Below are 19816 nucleotides of genomic sequence, written 5' to 3'. Positions count from 1 at the left end.
GAGACAAAAAAAGGCTGGCAAGTCCGAATTGGCCCGCCAGCCCTTTTTTTATTAGTGCAATTTGCGCAAGGTCACTATTTTGCAGTCACAACCTGCATACCAGACGGTTCATTTTGCAGCGCCAGAGTCAGAACTTCCTCAATGCGCTTCACAGGATGAATGTCCAGATCGGCAATCACGTTGTCCGGAATCTCTTCCAGATCGCGTTTATTTTCGAACGGAATTAACACTGTTTTAATCCCGCCACGATGCGCAGCCAGCAGTTTTTCTTTCAAACCACCGATTGGCAACACCTGACCACGCAGAGTAATCTCGCCAGTCATCGCCACATCGGCGCGAACCGGGTTACCGGTCAGGCAAGAAACCAGCGCAGTGCACATGGCAATACCGGCACTCGGACCATCTTTCGGCGTCGCACCTTCCGGTACGTGAACGTGGATGTCGCGTTTTTCGTAAAAATCAGGGTTGATCCCCAGTTTTTCCGCACGCGCACGAACCACCGTTAACGCCGCCTGAATGGACTCCTGCATTACTTCACCAAGCGATCCGGTATAGGTCAGTTTACCTTTGCCCGGGACGCACGCGGTTTCAATGGTCAACAAGTCGCCGCCCACTTCCGTCCACGCCAGACCCGTTACCTGACCGACACGGTTTTCGTTATCCGCGCGACCATAGTCGAAACGCTGAACACCGAGGTAGTCATGCAGGTTATCGCCGTTAATTTCGATATGTTTTAGAGACTTATCGAGCAGTAACTGCTTAACCGCTTTACGGCACAGTTTGGAGATTTCACGCTCCAGACCACGCACGCCCGCCTCACGGGTGTAGTAACGAATAATGCCGATAATGGCGCTATCGTCGACGGTCAACTCACCTTTTTTCAGCGCATTACGTTCAATCTGCTTCGGCAGCAGGTGACGTTTAGCGATGTTCAGTTTTTCATCTTCGGTATAACCAGAGAGGCGAATCACTTCCATACGATCCAGCAGCGGTGCCGGAATGTTCATGGAGTTCGACGTCGCGACAAACATCACGTCGCTGAGATCGTAATCCACTTCCAGGTAGTGGTCGCTGAACGCTACGTTCTGCTCTGGATCCAGCACTTCAAGCAGTGCGGAGGCCGGATCACCACGCATGTCAGAAGACATTTTGTCGATCTCATCGAGCAGGAATAGCGGGTTTTTCACGCCCACTTTCGCCATTTTCTGGATCAATTTACCCGGCATAGAACCGATGTAAGTACGGCGGTGACCACGGATTTCCGCTTCATCACGCACGCCGCCCAGCGCCATACGGACATATTTACGTCCGGTAGCTTTGGCGATGGACTGCCCCAGAGAAGTTTTACCTACCCCCGGCGGCCCAACCAGGCAAAGGATCGGCCCCTTGATTTTGTTTACACGGCTTTGAACCGCAAGATACTCAAGGATGCGATCTTTCACGCGCTCCAGACCATAATGGTCGGTATCAAGGATTTCTTGCGCCTGACGAAGGTCTTTTTTGACCTTGCTACGCGCATTCCACGGCACCTGCACCATCCAGTCGATATAGCCTCGCACCACGGTCGCTTCTGCCGACATCGGAGACATCATTTTCAGCTTCTGCAGTTCTGCTTCCGCTTTCTCTTTTGCCTCTTTCGGCATTTTCGCCGCGTCGATTTTGCGCTTCAGGGCTTCGTTTTCGTCCGGCGCGTCGTCCATTTCGCCGAGTTCTTTCTGAATAGCTTTCATTTGCTCGTTCAGATAGTACTCACGCTGGGATTTCTCCATCTGCTTTTTAACGCGGTTGCGAATGCGTTTCTCAACCTGCAGCAGATCGATTTCCGATTCCATCATCGCCATCAGATATTCCAGACGTTCGTTAACGTCGGACATCTCAAGAACGGACTGTTTGTCAGCCAGTTTCAGCGGCATATGCGCGGCAATGGTATCCGCCAGGCGCGCCGGATCGTCAATGCTGTTCAGCGACGTCAGCACTTCTGGTGGGATTTTTTTGTTCAGCTTGATGTAGCCTTCGAACTGGCTGATTGCGGTACGTACCAGCACTTCCTGTTCCCGCTCATCAATGGTCGGCGACTCCAGATACTCCGCCTTCGCAGAAAAATGTTCGCCATTGTCAGAGAGCGCAGAAATACGCGCGCGCTGTAACCCCTCGACCAGCACTTTGACGGTGCCGTCAGGCAGTTTCAGCATCTGCAATATAGAGGCCACGGTCCCGACGGTGAAAAGATCGTTTACACCCGGCTCATCCGTTGAGGCTTCTTTCTGCGCGACCAGCATAATTTTTTTATCATGGTCCATCGCCGCTTCCAGACAACGGATAGATTTTTCCCGCCCGACAAATAAGGGGATGACCATGTGCGGATAAACCACCACATCGCGCAGCGGCAATACGGGGATTTCAATGCGTTCAGAACGCTCAGGATTCATAGAGCTCTCTCTTAGTTTAATTTCCGCCAGGTAATCAGATGACACGACTGTGCTTCACGCCATCTATTAACATGTACGTCAGTATATGGGGATGTTTCCCCCACATTCAACGTCGAGAATAGAGGAAAAATTAAAGGGGAGATAAAATCCCCCCTTTTTGGTTAACTAATTGTATGGGAATGGTTAATTATTCACCAGATGCCTGCTGAGCTTCCGGCTTGCCATAAATCAGCAACGGTTTGCTTTGGCCATCAATTACCGACTCGTCGATAACCACTTTTTCGACATCTTCCATGGACGGCAGATCATACATGGTATCGAGCAGCGCAGCTTCTACGATGGAACGCAGACCACGGGCACCGGTTTTACGCGCCATCGCTTTCTTAGCAATAGCATCCAGCGCCTCGTCACGGAATTCCAGATCAACGCCTTCCAGATTAAACAGCGCCTGATACTGCTTGGTCAGGGCGTTTTTCGGCTCTTTGAGGATCTGAATCAGGGCTTCTTCGCTCAGTTCATTCAGCGTTGCGACAACTGGCAGACGACCGATGAACTCAGGGATCAGACCAAACTTGATCAGATCTTCTGGTTCAACCTGCGCCAGCAGCTCGCCTTCGCTTGCTTTGTCGGATTTCGCTTTTACCGTCGCGCCAAAACCAATGCCGGAGCCGGTTTCTACACGATGGGAAATGACTTTATCCAGACCAGCGAACGCACCACCACAGATAAACAGGATCTTAGAGGTATCAACCTGCAAGAATTCCTGCTGCGGGTGTTTACGCCCGCCCTGCGGTGGAACGGCGGCAACCGTACCTTCGATCAGTTTCAACAGTGCCTGCTGTACGCCTTCACCGGAAACGTCTCGGGTAATAGAAGGATTGTCCGACTTACGAGAAATTTTGTCGATTTCATCGATGTAGACAATCCCGCGCTGCGCTTTCTGTACGTCATAGTCGCACTTCTGCAACAGCTTCTGAATGATATTTTCAACGTCTTCGCCTACATAACCGGCTTCGGTCAGCGTGGTCGCGTCGGCCATGGTGAACGGAACGTCCAGCAGGCGCGCCAGCGTTTCTGCCAGCAGCGTTTTACCAGAACCGGTCGGACCGATCAGCAGAATGTTACTTTTGCCCAACTCGACACCATTGCTGGTATCGCCGTTGCGCAGACGTTTGTAGTGGTTGTATACCGCGACCGCCAGCACTTTTTTCGCCTGTTCCTGACCGATAACGTAATCGTCCAGGTGGTTGCGAATTTCATGCGGCGTCGGTAGCGCACTGCGTTCACGATGCGGTGCAACTTCTTTAATCTCTTCGCGAATGATGTCATTACATAAATCAACACATTCGTCGCAGATATACACGGATGGACCGGCAATCAGCTTGCGCACTTCATGCTGGCTTTTGCCGCAAAAAGAGCAATACAGCAATTTGCCTGAGCCATCTTTGCGTTTATCTGTCATGGGTCAAAACCTCTTCTTTGTTCTTTGTGCCGCACACGACGACGCAAATGCCATTCTCAGGCGCAAGCCGCTTACAGCGTTGTGCCGCCCTGAATAAGTATAGCGGCACAGTTGCGCCTCTGGCATCAATTACGATGGGTCAGAATCGAATCGACCAGACCGTATTCCACCGCTTCAGGGGCGGAAAGGAAGCGATCGCGCTCGGTATCACGTTCAATCTGTTCTAATGATTGACCCGTATGAAGCGCCATAAGTTCATTCATGCGCCCTTTAACTTTCAGAATTTCACGGGCATGAATTTCGATATCGGTCGCCTGGCCCTGATAGCCGCCCAACGGCTGGTGAATCATCACACGCGAATTCGGCAGGCAGAAACGTTTACCTTTTGCCCCTGCGGTCAGCAAGAAAGCACCCATCGAGGCCGCCTGGCCCATACAGATGGTGCTGACATCAGGCTTGATAAACTGCATGGTGTCATAGATAGACATCCCGGCAGTGATCACCCCGCCTGGGGAGTTAATGTACAGATAGATATCTTTTTCTGGATTTTCTGCTTCCAGGAACAGCATCTGCGCCACAATCAGGTTAGCCATGTGGTCTTCAACCTGGCCAGTCAGAAAAATGACGCGTTCCTTAAGTAGACGAGAATAGATATCAAAAGAGCGCTCACCGCGTGAGGTCTGTTCAATGACCATCGGCACCAGCGCCATATGGGGTGCAAAGTTATCTCGTTCGCCGCTGTATGACATTTCCGTCTCCTGGATAAAATTGAAAAAACCTGCTGTACCGATTGTAACCTTATGGACGGATTATCAGCTAGTCCCTGTGTTATGGGTACGGCATCATCCTATTTCAAGCATAACAATCTTTTGTTGTTACGCTAACACCGAAAGAGGGTTTTCGCACGGTTCCATGCAAAATTCATGACAAAAAAAAGCCCACCACCTGGCGGTGACGGGCCTTTGTGCGAATTTAGCGCGTTATGCTGCTTAAATTACGCCTGCTGGTTCATCAGCTCGTTGAAAGTGGTTTCTTTTTCAGTCACTTTCGCTTTCGCCAGTACAGCTTCAACAGCCTGTTCTTCCAGAGCAACATTGCGCATGTTGTCCATCAGTTCTTTGTTTTTGCTGTAGAATTCGATAACTTCTTTCGGATCTTCGTACGCAGAAGCCATCTCTTCGATCAGGCCTTTCACGCGCTCTTCGTCAGCTTTCAGCTCGTTGGCGCGAATAACTTCGCCCAGCAGCAGGCCAACAACTACGCGGCGTTTAGCCTGCTCTTCGAACAGTTCACGCGGCAGTTCCAGAGCTTGTTTCTCGTTGCCACCGAAACGCTGTGCAGCCTGACGACGCAGAACGTCGATTTCGCTGTCGATCAGCGCAGCCGGTACGTCGATGTCGTTAGCTTTTACCAGACCTTCGATCGCCTGAGACTTAACGCGGTTACGGATGGCGCTCTTCAGCTCGCGTTCCATGTTTTTACGCACTTCAGCGCGCAGACCTTCTACGGAACCATCTTCAACGCCGAAACGTTTGATGAATTCAGCAGTCAGTTCCGGCAGTTCACGCTCTTCAACTTTCTTCAGGTTGATAGCGAATTTCGCTGCTTTACCTTTCAGGTTTTCTGCGTGGTACTCTTCCGGGAAGGTCACGTCGATGGTGAACTCTTCGCCCGCTTTGTGGCCTTTGATACCGTCTTCAAAGCCCGGGATCATGCGACCCTGACCCATCGCCAGTACGAAATCAGACGCTTTACCGCCTTCGAACTCTTCGCCGTCTACAGAACCAGTGAAGTCGATGGTTACGCGGTCTTCTGCTTCAACAGCGCCGTCTTTTTCTTTCCAGGTCGCCTGCTGTTTACGCAGAGTATCTAACATGCCGTCAACGTCAGCGTCGGTCACTTCAACGATCGGTTTTTCAACTTCAATCGCTTCCAGACCCTGCAGTTCAACTTCCGGATAAACTTCAAACTCTACAGAGTAGGTGAAGTCTTCACCCAGCTTATATTCGCCCGGAACGTAAGTCGGTGCGCCAGCCGGATTGATTTTTTCTTTAATGATGGCGTCAATGAAGTTACGGCTCATCAGGTCACCCAGAACGTCCTGGCGTACAGACGCGCCATAACGCTGAGCAACGATATTCATTGGCACTTTGCCTTTGCGGAAGCCGTCAATACGTACTTTTTTCGCAACGTTGACCAGCTCGCTTTTAACAGCGGTCTCGATGCTGTCAGCAGCGATAGTAATCGTTACACGGCGGCCAAGGCCTTGAGTGGTTTCAACTGAAACTTGCATCTTGTTACCTCAAAAAATCACAGTGCTCGGTCAACTCTTACCCCGCAAGCACAGGTTGTTGGCTTCGCGGAACCGGGATGTTCTTATAATCAATCACATTCCCTGTTACCAGAATCATCCCGAAAGCATTCAAATAGGACGCGGCATTATAGCGGCATCACTTTTATGAGTCGAGAACGGTTATTGCGCGCTGCCGCGTATTTTTTCACAATTCCCAGGTAATTTTCGTCTGAATGCTGGGCAAAAAGCGCAAAATCCAGACAAAACAAAACGGCCCGCAGGCCGTTTTTCATAAAATCTTTAACAACATACTGGAAAAACGCTAACTGTTGCAAATGCGTTTAGGCAATGCTTCCTGCTCCACGACAGGGAGGAGAAGCAAAGATGGTATCCTGCAATCCTTCCCACTCTTTAATGGTATAAGTATGCAGAGCCAGCGCATGAACGGTAGTAGAGAGTTCCTCCGCTAAAGTACTGTAAATCATTCGATGACGATTCAGAAAACGTTCACCCATAAAACGATCGCTGACCAGCACAACTTTAAAATGGCTTTCAGAGCCGGCTGGGACATTGTGACGATAGCTTTCATCCACAACTTCGAGGAATACGGGTTGGAACGCCGTCCTTAATTTTTCTTCTATCCGCTCACGTATCATCATGAAATATCTCCTCCGACAACGCTGAGATGTCACCCATCCCTTTAAATACTAGCCGCTTTAACCGTTTCCATTACAGCTTAACAACAAATAATTAGCTTTCATCCTGTTTTTTCTGTCAAGCGTATGAAGTTTACTGATTTAAAGATTGATTCACCGGCTTCACATCGGTGTTTCTTTTACCCAAGGCGATTATTTCGTCAACATAATGAATTTACATGTCTTACCCACTTCCCCTCGTCGTTGGCGATGTTATGATGGCGGGAATCTTTACCAAACACGCTAAAAAGTCTCTGAGAGCCAGAACATGTTCAAAAAAATCCTCTTCCCGTTAGTTGCTCTGTTTATGCTTGCAGGATGTGCAAAACCGCCAACAACCATTGAAGTTTCTCCGACGATGACGCTGCCACAGCAAGATCCAAGCCTGATGGGCATCACCGTTAGCATTAATGGTGCCGATCAGCGTACCGATCAGGCGCTGGCAAAAGTCACCCGCGATAATCAAATCGTTACCCTGACCGCTTCCCGCGATCTGCGTTTCCTGCTGCAAGAAGTGCTGGAAAAACAGATGACCGCTCGCGGTTATATGGTTGGCCCGAATGGCCCGGTTAATCTGCAAATCATCGTTAGCCAACTGTATGCCGACGTGTCCCAGGGCAACGTGCGCTACAACATTGCTACCAAAGCAGATATCGCCATCATTGCCACCGCGCAGAATGGCAACAAAATGACTAAAAACTATCGTGCCAGCTACAACGTTGAAGGTGCGTTCCAGGCCTCCAACAAAAACATCGCTGATGCGGTTAACAGTGTGCTGACCGACACCATTGCTGATATGTCTCAGGACACCAGCATCCACGAATTTATCAAGCAGAACGCACGTTAATTTCTGCCCTCTGGCCCGATGTAAATCGGGCCTGTAGACGCCCATGTCCAGTCAATATTTACGTATTTTCCAACAGCCACGTTCAGCTATTTTGCTGATCCTGGGTTTTGCTTCCGGGCTGCCGCTCGCCCTGACATCCGGCACGTTACAGGCGTGGATGACAGTCGAGAATATCGATCTTAAAACCATTGGTTTCTTCTCTCTGGTGGGCCAGGCTTACGTATTTAAATTTCTCTGGTCGCCGCTGATGGACCGCTATACCCCGCCGTTCCTCGGACGTCGACGCGGCTGGCTGCTCGCCACGCAAGCGTTGCTGCTACTGGCGATTGCGGCGATGGGTTTTCTCGAACCAGGTACGCAACTTCGCTGGATGGCGGCACTGGCGGTGGTTATCGCTTTTTGCTCCGCTTCTCAGGATATTGTCTTTGATGCGTGGAAAACGGATGTACTTCCTGCGGAAGAACGCGGCGCAGGTGCAGCAATCAGCGTGCTGGGTTACCGTTTAGGGATGCTGGTTTCTGGTGGTTTAGCCTTATGGCTGGCAGATAAATGGCTGGGCTGGCAAGGCATGTACTGGTTGATGGCGGCTCTGCTGATCCCCTGCATTATCGCAACGTTGCTTGCGCCAGAACCAACCGACACCATTCCTGTACCCAAAACGCTGGAACAAGCCGTTGTAGCACCGTTGCGTGATTTCTTTGGTCGCAATAACGCATGGCTGATTCTGCTTTTAATCGTGCTGTATAAGCTGGGCGATGCTTTCGCCATGAGTCTGACTACCACCTTTTTGATTCGCGGCGTCGGGTTTGATGCCGGTGAAGTAGGCGTGGTTAACAAAACGCTCGGTCTGCTGGCGACCATCGTCGGCGCGTTGTACGGTGGTATTCTGATGCAGCGTCTTTCGCTGTTCCGTGCACTACTGATTTTCGGCCTTTTACAAGGTGCGTCCAACGCCGGTTACTGGCTGCTTTCGGTGACTGATAAGCATCTCTACAGCATGGGCGCAGCCGTCTTTTTCGAAAACCTGTGTGGCGGGATGGGCACATCGGCATTTGTGGCGCTGTTAATGACTCTGTGTAATAAGTCATTCTCCGCTACTCAGTTTGCCCTGCTCTCGGCGCTTTCCGCTGTCGGACGGGTTTATGTCGGCCCAGTGGCGGGCTGGTTTGTTGAATCACACGGCTGGTCGACATTCTATCTTTTCTCCGTCGCCGCCGCCGTACCTGGGCTTATTTTACTGCTGGTTTGCCGCCAGACGCTTGAATATACACGGGTCAACGACAACTTTATCCTACGTACCGAATATCCGTCAGGTTATGCTTTTGCCATGTGGACACTGGCGGCGGGCGTCGGTCTGTTAAGCGTGTGGTTACTGCTGTTGACGCTGGACGCGCTGGATTTGACCCACTTCTCTTTCCTGCCAGCTCTGCTGAAAGTCGGCGTTTTAGTCGCCCTGGGCGGCGTCGTGCTTGGCGGTTTTCTGGATTATCTGGCGCTACGAAAAACGCATCTGACGTAATCTGTGAATATAATTTAGCTGTAGTAATCACACGACGTAATTATTACGGCTAAATAAGCATCAGCATCGCTTAATAATATTTGTTCTTTTGTGCGGCTTAGATTTCGGAAATTATTGACGTAATTTATATGTTTTATTTTTTTACACGATTCAGCTAATGACTCTTTATTTTTCCACGCCTGTTTTGTCACTTTCATGATAATTAATTGTTAAATAATTGTTTTATTTTCGATTGGTTATACCAATTGCCATCCCCACCACCTTCTGCACTCCCCTTTCGTTATAACGCCCTTTTGCAACAGGTTCTTAAAATCAACCTGATATGTTTTGCAACATATGTGACCTGACAGCCAAATCAAAGTAACAGGAATTTAATCATGTTTACAGTAATGTAACCTTCCCGTAAAATGCCCACACACTTTAAACGCCACCAGATCCCGTGGAATTGAGGTCGTTAAATGAGACTCAGGAAATACAATAAAAGTTTGGGATGGTTGTCATTATTTGCAGGCACTGTATTGCTCAGTGGCTGTAATTCTGCGCTGTTAGATCCCAAAGGACAGATTGGTCTGGAGCAACGTTCACTGATACTGACGGCATTTGGCCTGATGTTGATTGTCGTTATTCCCGCAATCTTGATGGCTGTTGGTTTCGCCTGGAAGTACCGTGCGAGCAATAAAGATGCTAAGTACAGCCCGAACTGGTCACACTCCAATAAAGTGGAAGCTGTGGTCTGGACGGTGCCTATCTTAATCATCATCTTCCTTGCGGTACTGACCTGGAAAACCACTCACGCTCTTGAGCCTAGCAAGCCGCTGGCACACGACGAGAAGCCCATTACCATCGAAGTGGTTTCCATGGACTGGAAATGGTTCTTCATCTACCCGGAACAGGGCATTGCAACCGTGAATGAAATCGCTTTCCCGGCGAACACTCCGGTGTACTTCAAAGTGACCTCCAACTCCGTGATGAACTCCTTCTTTATTCCGCGTCTGGGTAGCCAGATTTATGCCATGGCCGGTATGCAGACTCGCCTGCATCTGATCGCCAACGAACCCGGTACTTATGACGGTATCTCCGCCAGCTACAGCGGCCCGGGCTTCTCAGGCATGAAGTTCAAAGCTATCGCAACGCCGGATCGTGCCGCATTCGACCAATGGGTCGCAAAAGCCAAACAGTCGCCGAACACCATGTCTGACATGGCTGCGTTCGAAAAACTGGCCGCGCCTAGCGAATACAACCAGGTGGAATATTTCTCCAACGTGAAACCAGATTTGTTTGCCGATGTGATTAACAAGTTTATGGCTCACGGTAAGAGCATGGACATGACCCAGCCAGAAGGTGAGCACAGCGCACACGAAGGTATGGAAGGCATGGACATGAGCCACGCGGAATCCGCCCATTAAAGGGGTTGAGGAAGAATAAAGATGTTCGGAAAATTATCACTTGATGCAGTCCCGTTCCATGAACCTATCGTCATGGTTACGATCGCTGCCATTATTTTGGGAGGTCTGGCGCTCGTTGGCCTGATCACTTACTTCGGTAAGTGGACCTACCTGTGGAAAGAGTGGCTGACCTCCGTCGACCATAAACGCCTTGGTATCATGTATATCATCGTGGCAATTGTGATGCTGCTGCGTGGTTTTGCTGACGCCATTATGATGCGTAGCCAGCAGGCCCTTGCCTCGGCGGGCGAAGCTGGCTTCCTGCCGCCTCACCACTACGATCAGATCTTCACCGCGCACGGCGTGATTATGATCTTCTTCGTGGCGATGCCTTTCGTTATCGGTCTGATGAACCTGGTGGTTCCGCTGCAGATCGGCGCGCGTGACGTTGCGTTCCCGTTCCTCAACAACTTAAGCTTCTGGTTTACCGTTGTTGGTGTGATTCTGGTTAACGTTTCTCTCGGCGTGGGCGAATTTGCGCAGACCGGCTGGCTGGCCTATCCACCGCTATCGGGAATAGAGTACAGTCCAGGGGTCGGTGTCGATTACTGGATATGGAGTCTCCAGCTATCCGGTATTGGTACAACGCTAACCGGTATCAACTTCTTCGTTACCATTCTGAAGATGCGCGCACCGGGCATGACCATGTTCAAGATGCCAGTATTTACCTGGGCATCACTGTGCGCAAACATTCTGATTATTGCTTCCTTCCCAATTCTGACGGTTACCGTCGCGTTGTTGACCCTGGATCGCTATCTGGGCACCCATTTCTTTACCAACGATATGGGTGGCAACATGATGATGTACATCAACCTGATTTGGGCATGGGGACACCCGGAAGTTTACATCCTGATCCTGCCTGTTTTCGGTGTGTTCTCCGAAATTGCGGCAACCTTCTCGCGTAAACGTCTGTTTGGTTATACCTCGCTGGTATGGGCAACCGTCTGTATCACCGTGCTGTCGTTCATCGTCTGGCTGCACCACTTCTTTACGATGGGTGCGGGCGCGAACGTAAACGCCTTCTTTGGTATCACCACAATGATTATCGCCATCCCGACCGGGGTGAAGATCTTCAACTGGCTGTTCACCATGTACCAGGGTCGCATCGTGTTCCATTCCGCGATGCTGTGGACCATCGGTTTTATCGTCACCTTCTCGGTGGGCGGTATGACTGGCGTGCTGCTGGCAGTACCGGGCGCGGACTTCGTTCTGCATAACAGCCTGTTCCTGATTGCGCACTTCCATAACGTTATCATCGGCGGCGTGGTCTTCGGCTGCTTCGCAGGGATGACCTACTGGTGGCCTAAAGCGTTCGGTTTCAAACTGAACGAAACCTGGGGTAAACGCGCGTTCTGGTTCTGGATCATCGGCTTCTTCGTTGCCTTTATGCCGCTGTATGCGCTGGGCTTTATGGGTATGACCCGTCGTTTGAGCCAGCAGATTGACCCGCAGTTCCACACTATGCTGATGATTGCAGCCAGCGGTGCGGTACTGATTGCGCTGGGTATTCTCTGCCTCGTGATTCAGATGTACGTTTCTATTCGCGACCGCGACCAGAACCGTGATCTGACTGGTGACCCGTGGGGTGGCCGTACGCTGGAGTGGGCAACCTCTTCCCCGCCTCCGTTCTATAACTTTGCCGTTGTGCCGCACGTTCACGAGCGTGATGCATTCTGGGAAATGAAAGAGAAAGGCGAAGCGTACAAAAAGCCTGACCACTATGAAGAAATTCATATGCCGAAAAACAGCGGCGCCGGTATCGTCATTGCGGCTTTCTCCACCATCTTCGGTTTCGCCATGATCTGGCATATCTGGTGGCTGGCGATTGTTGGCTTCGCAGGCATGATCATCACCTGGATCGTGAAAAGCTTCGACGAGGACGTGGATTACTACGTGCCGGTGGCAGAAATCGAAAAACTGGAAAACCAGCATTTCGATGAGATTACTAAGGCAGGGCTGAAAAATGGCAACTGATACTTTGACGCACGCGACTGCCCACGCGCACGAACACGGGCACCACGATGCAGGCGGAACCAAAATCTTCGGATTCTGGATCTACCTGATGAGCGACTGCATTCTGTTCTCCATCTTGTTTGCTACCTATGCCGTTCTGGTGAACGGCACCGCAGGCGGCCCGACAGGTAAGGACATTTTCGAACTGCCGTTCGTTCTGGTTGAAACCTTCTTGCTGTTGTTCAGCTCCATCACCTACGGCATGGCGGCTATCGCCATGTACAAAAACAACAAAAGCCAGGTTATCTCCTGGCTGGCGTTGACCTGGTTGTTTGGTGCCGGATTTATCGGGATGGAACTCTATGAATTCCATCACCTGATTGTTAACGACATGGGCCCGGATCGCAGCGGCTTCCTGTCAGCGTTCTTTGCGCTGGTCGGGACACACGGTCTGCACGTCACTTCCGGTCTTATCTGGATGGCGGTGCTGATGGTGCAAATCGCCCGTCGCGGCCTGACCAGCACTAACCGTACCCGCATCATGTGTCTGAGCCTGTTCTGGCACTTCCTGGATGTGGTGTGGATCTGTGTGTTCACTGTTGTTTATCTGATGGGGGCGATGTAATGAGTCATTCTAACGTGAGCGGCGGCGCATCCCATGGCAGCGTAAAAACCTATATGACAGGGTTTATCCTGTCGATCATTCTGACGGTAATTCCGTTCTGGATGGTGATGTCAGGTTCTGCCTCACCGGCCGTAATTCTGGGAACAATCCTGGCAATGGCAGTGGTACAGGTTCTGGTGCATCTGGTGTGCTTCCTGCACATGAATACCAAATCAGATGAAGGCTGGAACATGACGGCGTTTGTCTTCACCGTGCTAATCATCGCTATCCTGGTTGTAGGCTCCATTTGGATCATGTGGAACCTCAACTACAACATGATGATGCACTAAGAGCGGCGGTTATGATGTTTAAGCAATACCTGCAAGTAACGAAACCAGGCATCATCTTTGGCAACCTGATCTCGGTGATTGGGGGATTTTTGCTGGCCTCGAAGGGCAGCATTGATTATCCCCTGTTTATCTACACGTTGGTTGGGGTGTCACTGGTTGTGGCGTCGGGTTGTGTGTTTAACAACTACATCGACAGGGATATCGACAGAAAGATGGAAAGGACGAAGAATCGGGTGCTGGTTAAAGGCCTGATCTCTCCTGCTGTCTCGCTGGTGTACGCCACCTTGCTGGGTATTGCTGGCTTTATGCTGCTGTGGTTTGGCGCGAATCCGCTGGCCTGCTGGCTGGGGGTGATGGGCTTTGTGGTTTATGTCGGCGTTTATAGCCTGTACATGAAACGCCACTCTGTCTACGGCACGTTGATTGGTTCTCTCTCCGGCGCAGCGCCGCCGGTGATTGGCTACTGTGCAGTAACAGGCGACTTCGATAGCGGCGCAGCAATCCTGCTGGCTATCTTCAGCCTGTGGCAAATGCCCCACTCTTATGCCATCGCCATTTTCCGCTTTAAGGATTATCAGGCGGCGAACATTCCGGTACTGCCGGTGGTGAAAGGCATTTCAGTGGCGAAGAATCACATCACGCTGTACATCATCGCCTTTGCTGTTGCCACGCTGATGCTCTCTCTTGGCGGTTACGCTGGATACAAATATCTGGTGGTCGCTGCGGCAGTCAGCGTCTGGTGGTTAGGTATGGCTCTGCGTGGTTATAAAGTTGCTGATGACCGAATCTGGGCGCGTAAGCTATTCGGCTTCTCTATCATCGCCATCACTGCCCTTTCGGTAATGATGTCCGTTGATTTTATGGTGCCGGACTCGCATACGCTGCTGGCTGCAGTTTGGTAACTGCGACTTCCCTGTTAAAAAAGGTGCTACGGCACCTTTTTTCTTAGCATTAGAAACATATCCCTCACGAAATATTTACTAAAAAATCCGCATGTTTACCCCATTCGTTTGCCGCTTTACACTAGTCGCGAATTTAAAACAGAGGTGGTAATGAACGATTATAAAATGACGCCAGGCGAGCGGCGCGCGACCTGGGGTTTAGGAACCGTATTTTCATTGCGTATGCTGGGCATGTTTATGGTTCTGCCGGTTCTGACCACGTACGGCATGGCTCTGCAAGGCGCCAGTGAAGCGTTGATCGGTATTGCGATTGGCATTTATGGTCTGACTCAGGCCGTTTTTCAGATTCCATTTGGCCTGCTTTCCGACCGCATAGGCCGTAAACCGCTTATCGTTGGCGGGTTAGCTGTGTTTGTCGCGGGTAGCGTGATTGCCGCGCTTTCCGACTCCATCTGGGGGATCATTCTGGGTCGGGCGTTACAAGGCTCCGGTGCGATTGCCGCCGCCGTTATGGCGCTGCTTTCCGATCTCACTCGTGAACAAAACCGTACCAAAGCGATGGCCTTTATCGGTGTCAGTTTTGGCATTACCTTCGCCATTGCAATGGTGCTTGGCCCGATCATCACTCACAAACTTGGGCTACACGCGTTGTTCTGGATGATCGCTATTCTGGCAACGACTGGCATCGCGTTGACCATTTGGGTTGTACCCAACAGCCGCACGCACGTACTTAATCGTGAGTCCGGGATGGTGAAAGGCAGTTTCAGTAAAGTGCTGGCGGAACCACGCCTGCTGAAACTCAACTTCGGCATTATGTGTCTGCACATGTTGCTGATGTCGACGTTTGTTGCTCTACCTGGGCAACTGGCTAACGCGGGTTTTCCGGCGGCTGAACACTGGAAGGTCTATCTGGCGACGATGTTAATCGCCTTTGGCTCGGTTGTGCCTTTCATTATCTACGCCGAAGTTAAGCGCAAGATGAAGCAAGTTTTTGTCTTCTGCGTCGGGCTGATCGTGGTTGCGGAAATTGTGTTGTGGAACGCACAAACGCAGTTCTGGCAACTGGTGGTCGGCGTGCAGCTTTTCTTTGTGGCGTTTAATTTGATGGAAGCCCTTCTGCCTTCACTTATCAGTAAAGAGTCGCCAGCAGGTTACAAAGGCACGGCGATGGGCGTTTACTCCACCAGCCAGTTTCTTGGCGTGGCGATTGGCGGTTCGCTGGGCGGCTGGATTGACGGCATGTTTGACGGTCAGGGGGTATTTCTCGCTGGTGCAATGCTGGCTGCGGTGTGGCTGGCAGTCGCCAGTACCATGAAAGAACCGCCATATGTCAGCAGTTTACGCATTGAAATCCCGGCGGACATTGCCGCAAACGAGGCGTTAAAAGTGCGTTTGCTGGAAACTGAAGGCGTCAAAGAAGTGTTGATTGCAGAAGAAGAACATTCGGCTTACGTGAAAATCGACAGCAAAGTGACGAATCGCTTTGAGGTTGAACAGGCAATTCGCCAGGCATAAAAACGAGGCTAAATTGCCTGATGCGCTACGCTTACCAGGCCTACAAAGTTGCTGTAATCTTTTGAAATCACAAACTATTGCAGGCCAGATAAGGCGTTCACGCCGCATCCGGCATGAACAGAGCGCACGTTGTCGAGATTAATCGCGGAAGTTTTTGAACTGGAACGGCTGACCGAGATCGCCACCGCGAACCATCGCCATCACAGCCTGCAAATCGTCACGGGATTTGCCAGTTACGCGGATCTCATCGCCCTGAATTTGCGCCTGCACTTTCAGTTTGCTGTCTTTGATCATCTTGACGATTTTCTTCTGAGTCGCGCTCTCAATGCCCTGCTTCAGTTTCGCTTCCACAAACCAGGTTTTACCGCTATGAACGATATTTTCCGGCACATCCAGCGAACTGCCTTCAATGCCGCGTTTGAGCAGTTTGGCACGCAGAATATCCAGCAACTGATTGACCTGGAAATCGGACTCGCTCAGCACTTTGATAGTTTTGTTGGCGTCGTTCAGCTCAAACGACGCTTCAACGTTACGGAAGTCAAAACGAGACTCTACTTCGCGACTCGCGTTATCGACCGCGTTACGCGCTTCCTGAAGATCAACTTCAGAGACAATATCGAAAGATGGCATCTTTTTCTCTCCCTTCATTTTTGATGCGAAGCATAATACCTGCAAAGTTAAATAACAGACAGTCCTGCGCCAGGACGTATCCCTTAATTGTGCATGGTCACAACACCATGCACAATTAAGGGATAGCCTTATTGAACACCCGGTGTGGTTGCGGGTGAGGAGGAACAATGAAAATTACCGTATTGGGATGCGGTGCCTTAGGGCAATTATGGCTTACAGCATTTTGCAAACAGGGTCACGAGGTTCAGGGCTGGCTGCGTGTACCGCAACCTTATTGTAGCGTGAATCTGGTGGAGACAGACGGTTCGATATTTAACGAATCGCTGACCGCCAATGATCCTGATTTTCTGGCCACCAGCGATCTACTACTGGTGACGCTGAAAGCCTGGCAGGTATCTGATGCCGTCAAAAGCCTGGCGTCGACGCTACCTGTAACCACGCCAATTCTGCTGATCCACAACGGCATGGGCACCATTGAAGAGTTACAGAACATCGGGCAACCGTTACTGATGGGCACGACCACCCATGCAGCGCGCCGCGACGGCAACGTCATCATTCACGTGGCAAACGGTATCACACATATCGGTCCGGCACGGCAACAGGACGGTGATTACAGTTATCTGGCGGATATTTTGCAAACCGTGTTGCCTGACGTTGCCTGGCATAACAATATTCGCGCCGAGCTGTGGCGAAAGCTGGCGGTAAACTGTGTGATTAATCCGCTCACTGCCATCTGGAATTGCCCGAACGGTGAATTACGTCATCACCCGCAAGATATTATGCAGATATGCGAAGAAGTCGCGGCGGTAATCGAACGCGAAGGGCATCATACTTCAGCGGAAGATTTACGTGATTACGTGATGCAGGTGATTGATGCCACAGCAGAAAACATTTCGTCAATGTTGCAGGACATCCGCGCAATGCGCCATACAGAAATCGACTATATCAATGGTTTTCTCTTACGCCGCGCCCGCGCGCATGGGATTGCTGTACCGGAAAACACCCGCCTGTTTGAAATGGTAAAAAGAAAGGAGAGTGAATATGAGCGCATCGGCACTGGTTTGCCTCGCCCCTGGTAGTGAAGAGACTGAAGCGGTCACCACTATCGATCTGCTGGTTCGCGGTGGAATCAAAGTCACCACTGCCAGCGTCGCCAGCGATGGTAACCTGGCGATTACCTGCTCGCGCGGCGTGAAGCTACTGGCGGATGCGCCGCTGGTCGAAGTTGCCGATGGCGAATATGACGTGATTGTGCTGCCTGGAGGCATTAAAGGCGCGGAGTGTTTTCGTGATAGCCCCCTGCTTGTCGAAACTGTTAAACAGTTCCACCGTTCCGGGCGTATCGTCGCGGCTATTTGCGCCTCGCCAGCCACCGTGCTGGTGCCTCATGATATCTTCCCAATTGGCAATATGACCGGCTTCCCGACGCTGAAAGACAAAATTCCCGTTGAACAATGGCAGGACAAGCGCGTCGTCTGGGATGCACGGGTAAAACTGCTGACCAGCCAGGGGCCAGGTACAGCTATCGACTTTGGTCTGAAAATTATCGACCTGTTGGCTGGGCGCGAGAAAGCCCATGAAGTGGCATCACAACTGGTGATGGCGGCAGGGATTTATAATTATTACGAGTAGTGTCGGATGCGGTAAGCGTCGCATCTGGTCAGATGCGACGTAAAAAACACAAATTACGGGCGATACACCTTCACATTCTTAAAGCCCTGCTCGCGCAGATAGAGCGCCTGCAGACGGCTCATCACCCCGCGCTCACACCACAACAGCCAGGTTTTATTCTGGTCGAGATCGCCAAATTTAGTGCTCAGTTTGTAGAACGGCAGAGAAACCACGTCGATGCCTTCAACTTTCAGCGGTTTATCTTCTTGTTCATCGATAGAACGGATATCGAGGATCACGTCATTCGGGCCAAAGCCATTGACGGTTTCCACCTCCACCACTTCCTGCTCGGTCTGCTGGGCGATTTCGCGGATATCAACGTTATTCGCTTCCTCAACCACTTTATCGAGAATGCTGAAGTCGAACTTCTCTTCTTCCGCTTCAATCTTCGATTTAACCGCTTTCACCGTCGGGCTTTTGGAGATCACGCCGCAATATTCTGGCATGGTGCGGGCAAAGTCTTCGGTGCCAATCTGGCGAGCCAGATTGATGATGTGCTCTTTGTCGTAAGAGATCAGCGGACGCAGGATCAGCGTATCAGAGACGTTATCAATCAGGCGCAGGTTGGTCAGCGTCTGGCTGGACACCTGTCCCAGTGCTTCGCCGGTGACCAGCGCCTGTACGCCGTAACGTTCAGCCACTTTAGACGCGGCACGCACCATCATACGTTTGAGGATAACCCCCATCTGACCGTCGTCGATTTTCTCAAGAATTTCCCCGACTACCGGCTCGAAGTTAATGGCGACAAAACGCACGCGGTGAGAGCTACCGAAGCGGTTCCACAGATAATGTGCCACCTGACGAACGCCGATTTCATGCGCCGCGCCGCCGAGGTTAAAGAAGCAGTAATGCACGCGGCAGCCGCGACGCATCAACATATAGCTGGAAACGCCGGAGTCAAAACCGCCGGAGATCAGCGACAGCACATCTTCCTGGGTGCCGATCGGGAAACCACCAATACCTTCGTAGCGCCCTTTAATCAGCAGCAGACGATCGTCTTCAACTTCCAGATGGACTGTCACATCCGGGTTAGTCAACTTCACGCGCGCGGATTCAATATGCTGATTTAAACCGCCGCCGACGTAACGTTCCACATCAATCGAGCTAAAATCATGTTTGCCACGGCGCCTCACGCGTACGCAGAAGGTTTTTCCTTCCAGCTGATCGCGATACTGAACCAACGCTTTCTCAAAAATATCGTGCATGTCAGTAAACGGCACGTCTTCGACTTCGAGAATATGGTGGATACCCGGAATACGGGTCAGGGCGTCGCGAATGGCCAGACGCTGGTTTTCATCTTTTGCGCGAACTTCGATGTTATCCCAGTGACGGACGACAGCGAGCGTCTCATCATAGTGCTTTAAAACGTTACGAATATTCCCGGTAAGGATTTTTATAAAGCGCAAGCGCACAGATTGGCTCTTGATGGTGATTTCCGGGAACAATTTAATGATAAACTTCATGGCGGCAATGGTTCGTTGGCAAGTCTTAAGCGACTTGT

Annotated in this window: 17 protein-coding genes; 10 read left to right on the top strand and 7 right to left on the bottom strand. The window is 51.0% G+C overall.

Annotated elements, in window-relative coordinates; genetic code table 11:
• Positions 1 to 74: 74 nt before the first annotated feature.
• The 5 genes from lon to bolA form a co-directional block, all read right to left on the bottom strand.
• Positions 75 to 2429, bottom strand: coding sequence for an endopeptidase La (gene lon / locus WES_RS15590; protein ID WP_001295325.1), 2355 nt, complete (start codon positions 2427 to 2429; stop codon positions 75 to 77).
• Between the two features lie 187 nt (positions 2430 to 2616).
• A complete protein-coding gene (clpX, locus tag WES_RS15595) occupies positions 2617 to 3891 on the bottom strand; it encodes an ATP-dependent protease ATP-binding subunit ClpX (RefSeq protein WP_000130305.1) in 1275 nt (424 codons plus the stop codon).
• A 125-nt stretch (positions 3892 to 4016) separates the two neighbouring features.
• Entirely contained in the window at positions 4017 to 4640 is a 624-nt protein-coding gene (gene clpP, locus WES_RS15600) for an ATP-dependent Clp endopeptidase proteolytic subunit ClpP (protein WP_000122253.1), read from the bottom strand.
• 245 nt (positions 4641 to 4885) lie between these two features.
• Positions 4886 to 6184, bottom strand: coding sequence for a trigger factor (gene tig / locus WES_RS15605; RefSeq protein WP_001198383.1), 1299 nt, complete (start codon positions 6182 to 6184; stop codon positions 4886 to 4888).
• Between the two features lie 341 nt (positions 6185 to 6525).
• The gene (gene bolA, locus WES_RS15610) at positions 6526 to 6843 is read right to left on the bottom strand and encodes a transcriptional regulator BolA (RefSeq protein WP_000973458.1); all 318 of its coding nucleotides are present in this window, start codon (positions 6841 to 6843) and stop codon (positions 6526 to 6528) included.
• Between the two features lie 304 nt (positions 6844 to 7147).
• Here bolA and WES_RS15615 point away from each other — a divergent pair, with 304 nt between their 5' ends.
• The 8 genes from WES_RS15615 (at position 7148) to WES_RS15650 (ending at position 16014) form a co-directional block, all read left to right on the top strand.
• Positions 7148 to 7726, top strand: a complete 579-nt coding sequence (locus tag WES_RS15615; protein WP_000473500.1) for a lipoprotein — start codon at positions 7148 to 7150, stop codon at positions 7724 to 7726.
• Positions 7727 to 7769: 43 nt separating this feature from the next.
• The gene (gene ampG, locus WES_RS15620; protein WP_016159192.1) at positions 7770 to 9245 is read left to right on the top strand and encodes a muropeptide MFS transporter AmpG; all 1476 of its coding nucleotides are present in this window, start codon (positions 7770 to 7772) and stop codon (positions 9243 to 9245) included.
• Positions 9246 to 9703: 458 nt separating this feature from the next.
• Positions 9704 to 10651, top strand: a complete 948-nt coding sequence (gene cyoA / locus WES_RS15625; protein WP_001239436.1) for a cytochrome o ubiquinol oxidase subunit II — start codon at positions 9704 to 9706, stop codon at positions 10649 to 10651.
• A 21-nt stretch (positions 10652 to 10672) separates the two neighbouring features.
• The gene (gene cyoB, locus WES_RS15630; protein ID WP_000467154.1) at positions 10673 to 12664 is read left to right on the top strand and encodes a cytochrome o ubiquinol oxidase subunit I; all 1992 of its coding nucleotides are present in this window, start codon (positions 10673 to 10675) and stop codon (positions 12662 to 12664) included.
• Positions 12654 to 13268, top strand: a complete 615-nt coding sequence (locus WES_RS15635; RefSeq protein WP_000179822.1) for a cytochrome o ubiquinol oxidase subunit III — start codon at positions 12654 to 12656, stop codon at positions 13266 to 13268. Before cyoB ends, WES_RS15635 begins: the two co-directional genes overlap by 11 nt.
• A complete protein-coding gene (locus tag WES_RS15640; RefSeq protein WP_000019801.1) occupies positions 13268 to 13597 on the top strand; it encodes a cytochrome o ubiquinol oxidase subunit IV in 330 nt (109 codons plus the stop codon). The genes WES_RS15635 and WES_RS15640 overlap by 1 nt, the downstream gene beginning before the upstream one ends.
• Before the next feature lie 11 nt (positions 13598 to 13608).
• A complete protein-coding gene (gene cyoE / locus WES_RS15645; protein WP_000971333.1) occupies positions 13609 to 14499 on the top strand; it encodes a heme o synthase in 891 nt (296 codons plus the stop codon).
• A 150-nt stretch (positions 14500 to 14649) separates the two neighbouring features.
• A complete protein-coding gene (locus WES_RS15650; RefSeq protein ID WP_001000995.1) occupies positions 14650 to 16014 on the top strand; it encodes an MFS transporter in 1365 nt (454 codons plus the stop codon).
• Between the two features lie 138 nt (positions 16015 to 16152).
• Here WES_RS15650 and yajQ read toward each other — a convergent pair whose 3' ends face one another.
• The gene (gene yajQ, locus WES_RS15655; RefSeq protein WP_001138897.1) at positions 16153 to 16644 is read right to left on the bottom strand and encodes a nucleotide binding protein YajQ; all 492 of its coding nucleotides are present in this window, start codon (positions 16642 to 16644) and stop codon (positions 16153 to 16155) included.
• Between the two features lie 167 nt (positions 16645 to 16811).
• Here yajQ and panE point away from each other — a divergent pair, with 167 nt between their 5' ends.
• Together panE and yajL are read left to right on the top strand one after the other, a co-directional pair.
• Positions 16812 to 17723, top strand: coding sequence for a 2-dehydropantoate 2-reductase (panE, locus tag WES_RS15660; protein WP_016159193.1), 912 nt, complete (start codon positions 16812 to 16814; stop codon positions 17721 to 17723).
• Positions 17686 to 18276: a protein deglycase YajL gene (gene yajL / locus WES_RS15665; RefSeq protein WP_016159194.1), complete on the top strand. Its 591-nt coding sequence runs from the start codon at positions 17686 to 17688 to the stop codon at positions 18274 to 18276. Before panE ends, yajL begins: the two co-directional genes overlap by 38 nt.
• Positions 18277 to 18329: 53 nt before the next feature.
• Here yajL and thiI read toward each other — a convergent pair whose 3' ends face one another.
• Complete coding sequence (gene thiI, locus WES_RS15670; protein WP_016159195.1) at positions 18330 to 19778, bottom strand: tRNA uracil 4-sulfurtransferase ThiI; 1449 nt, start codon at positions 19776 to 19778, stop codon at positions 18330 to 18332.
• Positions 19779 to 19816: the final 38 nt, after the last annotated feature.

It is taken from the genome of Escherichia sp. KTE31 (genome assembly GCF_000407925.1).
GTDB classification, from domain to species: domain Bacteria; phylum Pseudomonadota; class Gammaproteobacteria; order Enterobacterales; family Enterobacteriaceae; genus Escherichia; species Escherichia ruysiae.
Note: the sequence above shows the minus strand (reverse complement) of the source record. Positions and strands in the feature narration are given on the sequence as shown.